The sequence below is a fragment of the Aliarcobacter sp. genome (assembly GCF_041672065.1).
Taxonomy (GTDB): domain Bacteria; phylum Campylobacterota; class Campylobacteria; order Campylobacterales; family Arcobacteraceae; genus Aliarcobacter; species Aliarcobacter skirrowii.
Map to the genome: position 1 here is coordinate 1 of NZ_JBAZAH010000042.1, position 15,397 is coordinate 15,397.

Sequence of the window (15,397 nt, forward strand, 5' to 3'; positions counted from 1 at the left end):
TTTAAAAAACTATTTTCATACTCTTCATTTAAATTCTCTTTATTAAATCTCTTTAAATCTTGACATTTAAAAACACCTTTACAAATTTTATCATTATAAATATCTACATCAAAAATTAAATTTCCCATTTATTTTAGGCATAAAAAAAGGTTCGAAGAGAAAACTCTTCGAACCTTTTTAAGTTTTATAAAAACTCTAAAATTGCTTCTTATAGGAATGGGTTTGCATATAATGCAATCATAGCAATAACAAGTGCGTAAATTACTTGAGCTTCAATCATAGCTAAAGCAATAAACATAGTTGTCATTAATTTTCCACCTAAACCTGGGTTTCTAGCAGTTCCAGCAATTGTAGCAGCAGCAGTATTACCCATACCAACAGCTCCACCAAGAGCAGCTAAACCTAAACCAATACCAGCAGCAACTACAGAGTATGCTTTTAGTGTTTCATTTGCAACAGATGCATCAGCAGCGAATGCCATACCAGCGAATGCTAGCATTAAAAGAACGATTTTTTTCATTCTATATCCTTAAAAAATTAAATATCTCAAAGTCTGTTCGGCTTGCGTATCCCTACTTATCACTTTGACGGTTGCTATTTTACAAAAATAAATCTAAATATAAGATAAATTGGATAAAATATTTTTTTATTTTTAATGGGGAGATATATGAAAAAGTTTATAATTACACTACTTATAATTGTTCTATTTATAACATCAACTTTGTACATTATACTTTTTACAAAAAGTGGTAATTATCTTGTTGCAAATTACATTGAAAAAAGCTTTAATAAAAAGCAAAAAGATTTTACTTTAAAAATAGATAATCTTGTTATAGATTATGATTTATTAGTTTTAAAAGCTACATTAAATGATCACTCTAAAATAGAATTAAATGCTATGTACTCTATTTTTAATAAAGAGTTGATGGCAGAATATTTTATAGATATAGAAGATTTATCAATATTTAATGATTTAGCAAAAATGAAACTAAAAGGTGATTTAAAAATAGTTGGAAATATTGCTCATAAAAATGATACTACAACTATAAAAGGTATTTCAAATGTTGCTAAAAGTGATACAAATTATGAAGTTGTTTTAAAGAATTTTAAAATAAATGATATATATATTGATACAAAAAATGCAAAAATTGATGAGTTGTTGGCTATTGTTAATCAGCCAATATACACAACTGGTATATTAAATGTAACTTCTGAACTAAAATCAAACAGTAGTGATTTTTTTGATGGAGTTATTAAAGTAGATATAAAAAATGGAAAATTAAATAATGATATTATTGAAAAAGAGTTTAAAACTTCTCTAAAGCAAGATGTTTTATATACTTTAAATAGCCAAAGCAAGCTTTTAAAAGATGAACTAAACAGCACTATTGATCTTTTATCAAACCTTGCTAAGATAAATATTAAAAACTTAAATTTTAATATAAAAGAGTCTATTTTAAAGAGTGATTATAATATTTTAATTTCAGACTTATCAAAACTTAAAGATTTTACAGTTATACCTTTAAGAGGTAAAAATGTATCTTTAAATGGCAATATATATAAAGATTTAAAAGATTTAAAAGTAGATGGAGATTCTAAAATTTTAGATGGTATTTTAAAATTAAATTTAATAAATAATGATGTATCAATAAATTTAGAAAATGCAAATAGTAAAAAACTTTTATATATGTTAAATCAAAATGAGTTTTTTGATTCAAATATAAATTTAGATTTAAAATATAATATTTTAAGTGGAAATGGAAATTTTGCTTCAAATTTAAATAATGGACATTTAGTAAAAAATAATTTCTCAAAAAATATTGAAAAATTTGCAAATATTGATATTACGAAAGAGCTTTATGAAATAGGAACTGTAAAGGGTGAAATATTAATTGATAAAGTAATTAGTAATATCTATTTAAAAAGCTCAAAAAGTATAATAGAGTCAAAGAGTTCTATTTTAGATTTTAAAAATAAAAAGATAGATTCAAAATTTGATATTAATCTAAATGGTAATAAATTTGTAATATTTTTGGAAGATGATATAAATAATCCAAGTATAAAAATAGATATAAAAAATCTTTTGATTGAAAGTATCAAAAAAAGTAAAGAGAGTGATAAAATAGAGAGAAAAATAGAAGAACTTTTAAATAAAAATGGAATTGAAAATTCAAAAGAGTTAAAAAATACAATAAAATCACTCTTTTAAAAAATATGAAAATTATTATCATTTTAAGAAATGATAAAGCTTTTTTTTGTTTAAATACACAAAACAAAATGAGGATTATTATCATGAAATATACAAAGAGAGTTCTTTTTTCTTTATCATTAGCTGCTTCTTTAGCTTTAGGAGCAAACGCTTCTTCTTTGGCTAAAGATACAACTAAATCAGAAATTACAAAACAAGTTTTAATTTTAGAAGCATATGCAAATATAGCTCTAGACAATTATACACAAGCTTTAAATGATGCAAAACTTTTACAAGATGCAATAGATAAATTTGTTGAAAAACCTACACAAAAAAATTTAGATAATGCAAAAAAAGCGTGGTTGCAATCAAGAGAATCTTATGGAAGCACTGAGATTTTTAGGTTATCAAATGGTCCAATTGATGCTGAAGATGGATGGATTGCAGATACTTATGGTGCTTTAGAGGGACAAATCAACGCTTGGCCACTTGATGAGAATATGATAGATTATACAATTGATGCAGATGGAAATAGAACATCTGGAAATATTATTGATACTATTGGAAAATTTAATCCAGGTGGTGAAGATTCAAGTGAAGTTGATGTTACAAAAATTACAGTTGAAGCTTTAACTGAGTTAAATGAAAATGGTGGAGAGGCAAATGTTTCAACTGGTTATCATGCAATTGAGTTTTTACTTTGGGGGCAAGATCAAGATTATAATAATTTCTTAGAGGATAATATAACAAACGGTGCAATGAAAGCTGGACAAAGACCTTTAAGTGATTTTACAACTGATAAAAATAAAGATAGAAGATTACAATATCTAAAAGCTGTAACTCAAAAGTTAGTTGAGGATTTAGAAGTTGTTAAAAGTGCTTGGAATAGAGATATAAAAGGTGATTCTGGGCTTTATAGAGCTGCGTTTTTAGGAAAACTTAAAAATAGTGATAAAAACTTAGATAAGAGTGAGTCTATAAAACAGATTATTTCTGGTATGGGAGTATTTATAAAATCAGAACTTGCAAATGAAAGAATTGCAGTTGCTGTTTTAACTCCAAGTGAAGAGGATGAGCACTCTTGTTTCTCTGATAATACACATAGAGATTTAGTAAAAAATTATGAAGGTTTTAAAAATATTTTAACTTCAACATACAATGGTAAAAAATATGGAGAGTCTTTATTTGATGCTTTAGAAAAAGAGGATAAAGATAGAATATTAAAGCTTATGAAGAGTATTGAAGCAAAAATTGAGCAAGTTGATAAAGTTGCAAAAACTGAAGCTCACTTTGATTATCAAATAAGACCTGATCATAAGATGTCAAGAGTTTTAGTATCTTTAAAAAATGAGTTAAGAAAACTAGGTGATGAGATGATAACTGTTGCAAGAGCAAACAGTATTAATCTTTCAACAGATGATGTAACTGATCCAGAAGAGACAAAAATCTAAATTGAAAAGTTTAAAAAAAATCTTACTTTTAAAAGCTCTTACAATATCAATTTGTACAGAGCTTTTTTCATTTGATATATCTAAAAATTATATAGCAAATAGTAAGAGTAGTAAGATATTTCAAAAACAAATTGATGGTTTAACTAATGAAGAGCAAGATATATTTATGCTTGGAAGGAGTTTTTTTACAATTCCTTGGGTTGAAGCTCCAAGTGCTACAACAGCAAGAGATGGATTAGGACCACTATTTAATGCAAATAGTTGCCTCTCGTGTCATCCAAAAAATGGAAGGTCTGAAATTTTAAATAGTAATGGTTTTGCTTCAAGAGGGTTAATTGCTAGATTATCAATAGATTCAAATGATTCTAAATATGCTTCTATTTTAAAGAAAAAAGGATTTATTCAAGAACCAACTTATGGTGAACAATTAGCAATCAATGGAGTTTTTAATGTTCCTTTTGAAGGAAATATAGAAGTTGATTTTGAATACTTTGATATAAAATTATCTGATGGTGAGATTGTAAATTTAAGAAGACCAAAATATAGTTTGAAAAATTTAAATTATGGAGAGCTTCATAAAGATAGTGTAGTTTCATATAGAGTTGCACAATCTTTGAATGGTATGGGATTAATTGATTTAATACCAGATGAAGAGATTCTAAAAAATCAAGATATAGATGATAAGAATAGTGATGGAATAAGTGGAAAAGCAAATTTTGTTTATTCACCAATTTCACAAAAATATGAGCTTGGAAGATATACTCATAAGGCTAGCGTTTCAAAACTAAAAGAGCAAGTTGCAAATGCTTTTTCAAATGATATTGGAGTTACAACAACATTAATACCTTATGAAAAATGTACAGACTTCCAAAAAGAGTGCCAAGATGCACCAAAAGCTAAAGATGCTATTGATTTACCAGATGATAGGCTTGATGCAGTTACTTTTTATATTAAAAGTTTAAAAAGTTATAGTGCAAATAAAAATAGTCAAAAATATAAAGAAGGGTATGAAATATTTGAACGACTTGAGTGTTCAAAGTGCCATATAAGTAGTTTTAATACAAAATTAGGTTTTGAAGTAAGACCATTTTCAGATTTTTTACTTCACGATATGGGAGAAGATTTAGCTGATGGAAGAGTTGAGTTTATGGCAGAAAAGAGTGAGTGGAGAACTGCACCTCTTTGGGGAATAGCTATAAACAAACTAATAAATAAAAATCCAAACTTTTTACATGATGGAAGGGCTAGAAGTGTTCAAGAGGCAATTTTGTGGCATGGTGGAGAGGCAAAAAGAAGTAAAGAGGCTTATATGAATCTTTCAAAAGATGATAGATTAAAATTGATTAAATTTATAGAGGAGTTATAGTTTGAAAAAAATATTTTTTATTATGATATTTTTTCTTGCAAATTTGTTTGCAAATGAGACAGTTTTTCAAAGTGTTATAAAAAATGTATTGTTAAAAGATACACAAAATGCGATAAGTAGTGCTAAAAAATTACAACAAAATATCACACAAGAGAATTTTAAAATCTTTTTAAAAGATTGGAAAAGAGTTGAGGCTTTATATTTAGCTGGTGAGATAAATTATGATTATATTGATACACCAAGATTTATTGATGTTTTTAATAATCTAAAAGAGGATTTAAACTCTCAAATGAGAAGAGTTGTAAATGGAACAAATGATGTTAAAACAGCACTATTTAAAAACTCATTTAAAACAATCAATGCCTTAGAGTTTGTAATAGCTCAAGAGAGTTTAGATGATAGATCAAAAGAGATTATAAAAGAGATTTTAAACTCAATAATCACAAATTTACAAGATATAAAAGTGGTTTATACAAACTATTTAAAAAATCCAAAGTTTAAAGAGAAAGAGGAGATTGCTATACTTGTAAATGTTTTAGTTGCAACTTCATATAGGCTAAAAGAGTGGAGAGTTGGAAATCCTGCTGGATTATCTGCTAAATTTAAGGGTGATATAAAAAATGAAAGAGCTGAATACTTTTTGACTCAAAACTCTTTTGAAGCTATTAAATCAATACTTGAGGCTCAAAGTGATATTGTAAATAGTAAAGATTTTAAAAACTTATACACATATGCAAAAAATAGTGGAAGTGAAATAGAGCTAAATGAGGTTTCAAATAGTATAAAAATTGCACTTGATGAGTTAAACTTCCTTCCAAAAGATGATTTTACAAATGCTTCTTATCTTTTTGAAACTGTATCAAAGATTCATGATTTATACTATGTAACAATTATTGAAAAACTTGGTCTTAAACCTGAAATTTTAGATGCCGATGGGGATTGATTTTGGAGTATTTAGCTTTTGATTTTTTTGCAAATCCAAGTAAAAGAGTATATTGGTTATATATAATAAGCTCTTTTATTTTGGCAATATTATATTTTTATATTACAAAAAAGAGTTCAAAAGCTATTCTTTCAAGTAAGCTTTGGTTGCATCCTAGTGCAAAACTTGATTATATATACTTTTTTTTAGCAAATATTGTAAATATAATTTTAATTATTCCTTTGGTTTTAAGTGCAAAGAGTGTTGCTTTATTTACAAATAAATTTTTATATGAAAATTTTGGATTTTTTGAATCTATAAATTTATCTTTTACTCAAATAACAGTTCTTTATACAATAGCAATATTTGTTTTTAGTGATTTTACAAGATATTGGTTACATAGATTTTTGCATACAATTCCATTTTTATGGGAGTTTCACAAGGTTCATCATAGTGCAAAAGTTTTAACTCCAATAACATTTTATAGAGTTCATCCAGTTGAAAACTTTTTATTTGCTTTAAGATATGCATTTAGTGTTGGGTTGGTTACTGGTATTTTTATATATTTTTTTGGTGCAAAGATAAATATTTATATGGTTTTAGGAGTTAATATTTTGATATTTATAACTTCAATTTTTGGTTCAAACTTAAGACACTCTCATGTACCTTTTGCATATTTTGCATTTGTTGAAAAGTGGTTTTTGTCTCCAAAACAGCATCAAATTCATCATGATAGAAAAAATTTTAATAAAAATTATGGAGGATATATTGCAATTTGGGATAGAGTTTTTGGTACATTAAAACTCTCAAAAGATGTAAAAGTTTTGAAATTTGGACTTAGAAAAAATCAGATGCAAGATTATAATTCTATAAAAAATCTATATTTTAGACCATTTATAAATCTAATTAAAAAGGGAAAAATTTATGAAAAAATTAGTTTTAGTAACAACATTTCTACTAGTAAATCTATTAGCAAATGATATTACAAAAGAGGATTTAGGAAGAGCTCTGTTTTTTGATGTTAATTTATCAAAAAACAGAACTCAAAGTTGTGCAACATGTCACAATCCAGAAGCTGGTTTTATAGATAGTAGAGATAATGGTGTTTCAAAAATGGCATCACTAGGAGATGATTTAAAATCACTTGGAGATAGACAAGCACCAACAGCATCTTATGCAAAATTTTCACCAAAGTTTCACTTTAATGATAAAAAAGGATTTTATGTAGGTGGACAGTTTTGGGATGGAAGAGCTTCTACTTTAGAAGAGCAAGCAGGAGGTCCGCCTTTAAATCCAATAGAGATGGGAATGAGAGATGAAAAAGAGGTGGTTGATAGATTAAAAGAGAATAGTTTTTATGTAAATAGTTTTGAAAATCTATTTGGTAAAGATATTTTTAAAGATGATAAAAAAGCCTATGAAGCTATGAGTGAAGCAATTGCATCTTTTGAAAGAACAGATGAGTTCTCTCCTTTTGATTCAAAATATGATAGATATTTAAGAGGAGAGTATGAACTAAGTGCTTTAGAAGATTTGGGAATGTCAATATTTTTTTCAAATCAAAATAACTCTTGTGCAACTTGCCATATTTTAAAAGGGGAAGGAAAAGAGGGTGAAACTTTTTCAAACTATGAGTTTCATAATATTGGAGTTCCCAAAAACAAAGAGTTAAGAGCCAAAAATGGTGTTAAAGAGAAAGATTTAGGACTTTTAGCAAATCCAAATGTAAAAGATAAAAATCAAATTGGAAAATATAAGACTCCAACTCTAAGAAATGTGGCTGTTACAGCTCCATATATGCACAATGGAGTATTCAAAGATTTAAGAACGGTAGTTTTATTTTATGATAAATACAACAATAAGAAAAATATTATAAACACTGAGACAAATCTTCCTTGGGATGAACCAGAGCATCCTGATAATATCTCTATTACAGAGCTTAGAGCAATAGCTCAAAATGATAGAAAAGTAGATGCTTTGGTTGCATTTATGAAATTACTTACAGATAAAAGATATGAGCATTTAATCGAAGATTGAAACTAAAAAAATAGTTTCAATCTAGCAAAAATGATTTAACTTATTATTAGATATAATCTAGCATTTTTTAAACATAGGGAAAATATGGCTTATAGTGAATCTGATACTCGTGCAAATTTAATAGATCCAAAACTAGAACAATCTCAATTTGAAGAAAAACAATATTTTATAAAAAGAAAATTTGAAACTCAAAATATTCAAGAAAAACAAACTGTTGAATTTGAAAATATATTAGTAAATAATATATCTGTAATACTCGGTGAACCAGCTTCTGGAAAAACTAAACAATTAAAGCAATTTGAAAAAGAAAATAGTGACGATGTTCATTTTGTAGAACTTGTAAACATTGAAACAGAGAGTAATTTAGAGTTAGTACAAAATAAAAAGTATATTTTACTTGATTCTATAGATGAAGCTTTGAGAGTAAAAAATATAAATTCTAAAGAATTACAAAACAAACTGACTAGTTATATTCAAAAATGTCAAAAAATTAATCCAGAAATAAAATTTGTAATTACATGTAGGCAATTTGAATGGAAAGAATATTTTAATAACGAATTGAAAAAGTTAGATAAAGAATTTATTATTTATCAAATTTTAGATTTAGAAAAAGATGATATTAATGAACTTTTAAAGCAAAATAAAATTAATCAAGATGAATTTTGGAAGTATATATTAGACAATTTTTTAGATTCTTTATTGAAAAATATTCTTATTGTTCAGTCTATTATTAAGAATTATAATGAATATAAAAGCAAAATAATAACTTATATTGATATTTATAAGGATATTATTAAAAAACAACTTTCTATAAAAGGTAAAGATAGAGAGGATATTTTGAGTAAGGACTTAGCAAAAGATATAAATATATCTTCTTCTTTAGCTACTTACATGATTTTAAATAGAAAAGCCACTATTTTGCTAGATAATCTTAGCATACTTGTAGATGAATTGTACAAAATTGATAATAAGAGTATTAGTTTCGATGAATTAAATCTTGTTTTAAGTACAGCATTATTTAAAAAAAATGGTAATGAATTTGATTTTTCTCATACTACCATAAAAGAATTTTTAATGGCTTATTTTATCAATGAGAAAGAACTCGATATAAAAACTATAAAAGAACTTTTTTCACATGAATTAAGATTTTATGAAGAGTTTGAAGAAGTTATTATTTATTTAACAAATCTAAATAGTGATTTATTTGATGATTTTGTACAGTTTGACCCATTTATTTTTAAAAGACATCCTCTCTTAAATGAAAAACAACAAGAAAAACTTTTATCTTCAATGTTATATAAACTCAAAAATGAGAAATCTATGGCTTGGGGTAGATGGAGTGATTTTGAAGGTACTACTTTAGTAAAATTTGATAAATTAAAACTATCAACTTTAATACAAAAAACTATAAAGCCATCAGATGTTGATAAGTTAGTATTTGCCTATTTGATTGCACTGCTAGAATATAATTATTCAAAAGAGATGGAAGATTTGATATTTACATATCTTGAAAATTATTCTAATGATAATCTAGGTAATAAAAATCTTATAGAATTAATTCAAGATAACTTCATAGATGAGTTTAAGTTTAACAAAAGACTTTATTCCTTTTTACAAGATAAAAAGCTAATTAATTCTAACACTGATATAATTTATTTAAAAGATTTTCAAACATTACTTTTTGAATCGTTATATGGTATTAAATATATAAATAGATATGGAAGTGATAAAAAAGCTAGTTTTATAGATACTGGATTTGAATTTGATAAACTATTGGAGTTATTAGATAGTATACCTGCTAGACAATTAGAATATATAGTTCCTTATTTGAAACCTAGTGATACTTTAAAATGGCTTTATTATCTACAATCAAAGCAAGATAGAGAAAATTATCATATATATTGTTGGTGTATTTATGCAGTATTGCTTCATAATGATTCTAAAGATACTGTTCAAAAAGTTTTTGAATTTTTAACTACAAATTTTTGTTATATGGATAATCATGAACTTGATGAAATGTCTTTAGATTTTGAACGAATTGCTGATAATTTTTGGGAAATTTATTTTTCATCAGAGATAACGATTCTATTTCATATTGATAGTTTATTGAAATTATTAAGAATTTCATTTGAAGATATAAAAAAAGCAGTTTTCAAATATCCGATAGAAAATTATGTTAAACATTATGAAAGATTGAGATTTAATGAAGATATAGATAAATATCTAATGAAGAATAATATATTTGAAACTCATATTATAGCATCTAACAAATACTGGAAAGAACAACGAGAAAAACATGAACAAGAGTTTCAAGAAAAACGTTTAGAGAATAAAGAATATCAACAAAGAATTCAACAAAAAGAAATTACTAAAAAAATATGTGAAGATAGTTTAAAAGCTTTAGCGACAAAAAAAGATTTTTATAATGTATTTTTCTGTGAAAAAATTTATAATGAAAAAAATCAAAATAAACTACATGAATTATTAACAGATGAAGAACATGCCAAATTGCTTAATTTTATCAAAGATGATTTTATCAAAGATGAAACATACAAAGAAATAAGAAAAAGAATAACTTCTAATAGTTATAGTGTATTTCCAACAGCATTATATATTTATCTATTTCAAAATATTGATAGTAATGAAGTTTCTAATTTGGTACATTCTAAAGAAGATTTTGAAAAAATATTTTTTCATACTTTTAGATTTCACAAAATAGAAGAAGAATACTTTGTTATATTGGCTAGAGAATATTTTGATTATTTTATTGAATCTTTACATGAATTGATTAGGTTATCATTTACCCAGAATGAAAATACAGATTTAGTTAATTTGTATCAGTTTATTGAAATAATTCAAAAAATTGATAAGTTTGATAAAAATAGCTTATTAAATATAATTGACTATTTTTTAGATTTAGATAAAAATATTTTAAAATCTATTAAAGAAAAGCATAAAGTAGAACAAATATTAAAAATCATTTCATTAGATTACCAATGTTATGATTTTATTGATGAGCTTAGAATTATTGATAAAGATAGAGCATTTTTATATTTAGAATATTTATTTAAAATTGATTTTGAAAAAACTTTAGATAAATATTTTATAGAGTATCAAAAAGAACCAATATATATAAAATTTTATAAACTAAAAAAGTTATATGCGAATATAAAAAATAAGCTTGGCATTAAAATAAAAGAAAACAATGATAAAAATAAATATGATAGACCAAATATAAATCAATCTAAAATCAAACTTTTTAAAGATTTGATTTTGGCTTTAAAAAATAGTGCAAAAAATGAAGATTTTGAAGATAAATATATTTCTAATATTATAAGTGATTACTATGAGTTTTTTTATGAGTATGAGAGACCAACTGGAGCATATTCACCAAATATCTATAGTGCTATGAATGAATATATTAATTCTATATTTAATTATTTAAGTGCAACAAGTTCTCATATTGAAGTTTTAGAAAAATTATCTAAAAGTATCAATACTAGGCTCGGTGATATTTCTAAATATCATTTGCAATTAGCATATAATAATAAAAATAAAGATAGAAACTATTCTAATAGTTATTATAAAAAGATATTTGATAAGGATAATTTGATGAATGATTCAAAGTTTACAAAACTTAAAAATAAATGGGGAGAATTAACAATGTTTGAAAAAATAGGAGCAATAGGTTCTGTTGCATCTATAGTTGGTTTAGTATTATATTTTATGCCAACAAGTTCAGCATCTAATAATATAAGCGTAAATAACAATAATCAAAGCCCAATTATTCAAGAGAATCATGGAAATATAATTTACAATATTGATAATTCTAAGAATCAAATCACTAACAACAATATTGAAATTAGTAATAAAATTGATAATTTCATTAATCAAGCTACTTCAAATATTAAGGGAAAAAATCAAGAAGAGCAAAAAGACATTAATACTAAAATATTTATTTTAGAAGAAGCAAAAAAATCAATGAAAAAGATATTACATTAGATGCAAAAAATAATGAGTGTAAAAATCAAGCTATAAACGCAAAAAATTTACTTAATCATAATGCAGATATAATAAATCAAATTTGTGATGAAATATTTCAAATCAAATGAAAAGATAATGGACATGATAAGTAAGCAATTACATAAACTACCTTTAAACAAAGAAATCGAAACCCCAAAAGTTTTAAAAAAAGCAATATCAGCAAATAAAGCTTTATCAAATAAAAATAGTAAATTTTTATAAATATTGAATTATTTAATTTATTAATAAAAGCTATGTAAGTAACATTAATCAAAAATTACTCATATTTGTTAATCTATGAGTAAAAAGATATAAAAATTACCCATAGATATAAATCTATGAGTAAAAATTACAGAATCTTTACATATAAATAATAAAAGTTAAAGGTGAGTTATAACTACTTTTGTTGTAACTCTTTATGCAAATAGTATCCAGTATGAGAACCGCTTTTTTCGTGATTGTTAGCAATTTGTTCAACTGTTCCCATATCTACAATTTTTCCACCTTTATCCCCACCCTCAGGACCAATATCAATAATAAAATCAGAGTTTTTAATAACATCAAGATTATGCTCTATCACAAGCACAGAATTCCCAAGCTCTACTAGATGGTGAAGCACACTTGTAAGTCTATCAACATCTGCAAAGTGAAGTCCAGTTGTAGGTTCATCTAAAATATATAAAGTATTTCCAGTATCTTTTTTGCTTAGCTCTTTGCTTAGTTTTATTCTTTGAGCTTCTCCACCACTTAAAGTTATGGCATTTTGTCCCAAAGTTATATATCCAAGTCCAACATCGCTTAGAGTTTTTAGTTTTGCATATAGTTTTGGTACTTTTGCAAAAAACTCTAAAGCTTCATCAACACTCATATTTAAAACATCAGATATATTTTTTCCTCTATACAAAATCTCTAAAGTTTGGGCATTGTACTTTTTACCGTGACAAGTGTCACATTTAACCATAATATCTGGCAAGAAGTGCATTTCGATTTTGATTTCACCCTCTCCTTGACACTTCTCACATCTTCCTCCTTTTACATTAAAAGAGAATCTTCCTATTTTATAACCTCTTAGCATTGACTCTTTTGTTTTAGAAAATAGGTCTCTTACATCATCCATAAGTCCTGTATATGTTGCTGGATTAGATCTTGGAGTTCTTCCTATTGGGCTTTGGTCAAGATAGATTACTTTATCAAGTTTTTCTAATCCATCTATCTCTACACCATCTACTTTTTTAACCTTTCTAGCACGATTTAAAAGCTCTTGCGCAACTGGAAGTAGAGTTTGAAGAATAAGTGAAGATTTACCACTTCCACTTACTCCTGTGATACTTACTAGATTTCTAAGTGGAATTTTTACATTTAGATTTTTTATATTGTTTATATTTACATTTTTAATCTCTATAAACTCTTCTTGAGGTCGATTGTGTGGATATTCCACTCTTTTTTTATTGTTTAAATAAAGAGCTGTTTGAGTTTTTGCTTTTAAAAGCTCTTTTAGTGTTCCAGCAAATACAACCTCTCCACCAAATTTTCCAGCATTTGGACCAATATCAACAATAAAATCACTAGCCATAATTGTCTCTTTATCATGCTCAACAACAATTACAGTATTTCCTTTTTCTTGTAAAGCTCTTAGAGTTTTTATAAGTTTGCTTGTATCTCTTTCATGAAGTCCAATAGATGGCTCATCAAGTACATACATAACTCCTGTTAAACCACTTCCAATTTGTGAAGCAATTCTAATTCTTTGAGCCTCTCCACCACTAATTGTTCTTGCATCTCTTCCTAAAGTTATATATCCAAGACCAACATCATGTAAGAAAAATATTCTCTCTTTAATCTCTTTTAAAATTGGAGCTGCAATCATCTTTTGTTGCTCACTAAAATATTTGAAATTTTTATCATCTTTGAAAAAATTATGAGCCTCTTCAATAGGAACATTTAAAATATCTGGTATTCTTTTTTTAGCCACATAAACAGCTTGACTAGATGGTTTTAATCTATTTCCACCACAAGAGTCACATTTTTTCTCTGTCATATACTCAGAGATCTCTTTTTCATCTTTTATCATATCGTAGGCTAATTTTACAATTCCATCCCACTTTCTTTTTAGTTTGTGTCTTTTCCAAAAAAACTCAAACTCATCTACAGTTCCGTGTAAAATTGCTTTTTTATGATGTTCATCAAGCAATGAGAAAGGTTTTTTTGTATCTATATTTTGACTCTCACAATAAGCAATAAGCATTTTAAAATAGAAGCCTTTGTTAAATCCATAGATTATTTTAATAGCCCCATCTTCAATTGCCAAATCTTCATCAATAATCTTTTTCATATCAAGTGCATATCTTATTCCCAAACCATCACAAGAGCTACAAGCTCCTTTTGGAGAGTTAAAAGAGAAACTTAAAGGCTCAAGTGCTTCAAAAGAGATTTTACAATCAAAACATGCCATATGTTCAGAGTAGTGAATACTTTTTTCAACTCTTAACTCTTCGTGATTCATAATCTCAATTTCAAGTTCTCCAAAGCTCTCTTTTAGACCTTTTTCGACATCTTGTGCTATTCTCTCTTTGTTTTCAAGGTTTGCTGTAACTCTATCTATTACAACTTTGATTGTGTGCATTTTTGTCTTTTCTAACTCAATATCTTCATCAAGTCTAACCATAACACCATCAACCATAGCTCTTACATAACCTTTTGTTCTAAGAGATTCAAACAGATCTGTAAAGCTTCCTTTTTTTCTATTTATTAAAGGTGCTAATATTATGAGCTTGGCATCATTTGGCAAAGATAGAACTTGTTCTATAATATCACTTGCACTCATTTGAGATATTGGTTTTCCACATAAATGACAGTGTTGTGTTCCAACTCTTGCATATAAAAGTCTAAGATAGTCATAAACCTCTGTGATAGTTCCAACAGTAGATCTTGGGTTTTTTGAAGTAGTTTTTTGATCTATTGCAATTGCTGGAGTTAAACCCTCAATTCTTTCAACATCAGGTTTTCCAACTCTATCTAAAAATTGTCTAGCATAAGAAGATAAAGACTCTATATATCTTCTTTGACCCTCAGCATAAAGTGTATCAAAAGCTAAAGTTGATTTTCCACTTCCACTTAATCCTGTAAATACTATTAGCTTATTTTTTGGTATCTCTAGGTTTATATTTTTTAAATTATTCTCTTTTGCATTAAATATTTTTATTGTATCACTCATAATCTACCTTTAAAATTTAAAGCTTACATTATATAGTAATATTGTTAATAGTTTATTTTATACCTATGCAAAAACTCTTCTATTTTCAACTTTTTTGATATCACTAAAATTATCTAAATAGTCCAAATAACAAACAAGATATTTTCTACTTAAATCAAATCTCTGTTTAAAGTTAAAAATCTCTATAAAACCATCT

10 protein-coding genes are annotated in these 15,397 nt (G+C 26.1%); 7 read left to right on the plus strand and 3 right to left on the minus strand.

Annotated elements, in window-relative coordinates:
- Positions 1 to 208: 208 nt before the first annotated feature.
- Positions 209 to 520 (minus strand): F0F1 ATP synthase subunit C, encoded by a 312-nt coding sequence (locus tag WC168_RS07040; protein WP_066161204.1) that lies wholly within the window; start codon positions 518 to 520, stop codon positions 209 to 211.
- Positions 521 to 667: 147 nt separating this feature from the next.
- Here WC168_RS07040 and WC168_RS07045 point away from each other — a divergent pair, with 147 nt between their 5' ends.
- From WC168_RS07045 to WC168_RS07075, 7 genes are all read left to right on the plus strand, one after another.
- Positions 668 to 2,209, plus strand: a complete 1,542-nt coding sequence (locus WC168_RS07045; RefSeq protein ID WP_372618344.1) for a hypothetical protein — start codon at positions 668 to 670, stop codon at positions 2,207 to 2,209.
- Between the two features lie 83 nt (positions 2,210 to 2,292).
- Positions 2,293 to 3,639 carry an imelysin family protein gene (locus WC168_RS07050; protein WP_372618346.1) on the plus strand — a complete coding sequence of 449 codons (1,347 nt, stop codon included), beginning with the start codon at positions 2,293 to 2,295 and terminating at the stop codon, positions 3,637 to 3,639.
- 1 nt (position 3,640) lies between these two features.
- Positions 3,641 to 5,005 (plus strand): di-heme oxidoredictase family protein, encoded by a 1,365-nt coding sequence (locus WC168_RS07055; RefSeq protein ID WP_372618348.1) that lies wholly within the window; start codon positions 3,641 to 3,643, stop codon positions 5,003 to 5,005.
- Between the two features lies 1 nt (position 5,006).
- Positions 5,007 to 5,948, plus strand: a complete 942-nt coding sequence (locus WC168_RS07060; RefSeq protein ID WP_372618350.1) for an imelysin family protein — start codon at positions 5,007 to 5,009, stop codon at positions 5,946 to 5,948.
- Positions 5,949 to 6,028: 80 nt separating this feature from the next.
- Positions 6,029 to 6,907: a sterol desaturase family protein gene (locus WC168_RS07065; RefSeq protein WP_372618352.1), complete on the plus strand. Its 879-nt coding sequence runs from the start codon at positions 6,029 to 6,031 to the stop codon at positions 6,905 to 6,907.
- Entirely contained in the window at positions 6,852 to 7,964 is a 1,113-nt protein-coding gene (locus WC168_RS07070; protein ID WP_372618355.1) for a cytochrome-c peroxidase, read from the plus strand. The genes WC168_RS07065 and WC168_RS07070 overlap by 56 nt, the downstream gene beginning before the upstream one ends.
- Before the next feature lie 84 nt (positions 7,965 to 8,048).
- Positions 8,049 to 11,966, plus strand: a complete 3,918-nt coding sequence (locus WC168_RS07075) for an NACHT domain-containing NTPase (RefSeq protein ID WP_372618357.1) — start codon at positions 8,049 to 8,051, stop codon at positions 11,964 to 11,966.
- Positions 11,967 to 12,384: 418 nt separating this feature from the next.
- Here the strand turns inward: WC168_RS07075 and uvrA are convergent, their stop codons facing one another.
- Both uvrA and WC168_RS07085 read right to left on the minus strand, forming a co-directional pair.
- Positions 12,385 to 15,201, minus strand: a complete 2,817-nt coding sequence (gene uvrA, locus WC168_RS07080) for an excinuclease ABC subunit UvrA (RefSeq protein WP_372618359.1) — start codon at positions 15,199 to 15,201, stop codon at positions 12,385 to 12,387.
- A gap of 63 nt (positions 15,202 to 15,264) precedes the next feature.
- The coding region (locus WC168_RS07085) for a SelB C-terminal domain-containing protein (RefSeq protein ID WP_319059707.1) at positions 15,265 to 15,397 on the minus strand (133 nt) is incomplete at its 5' end.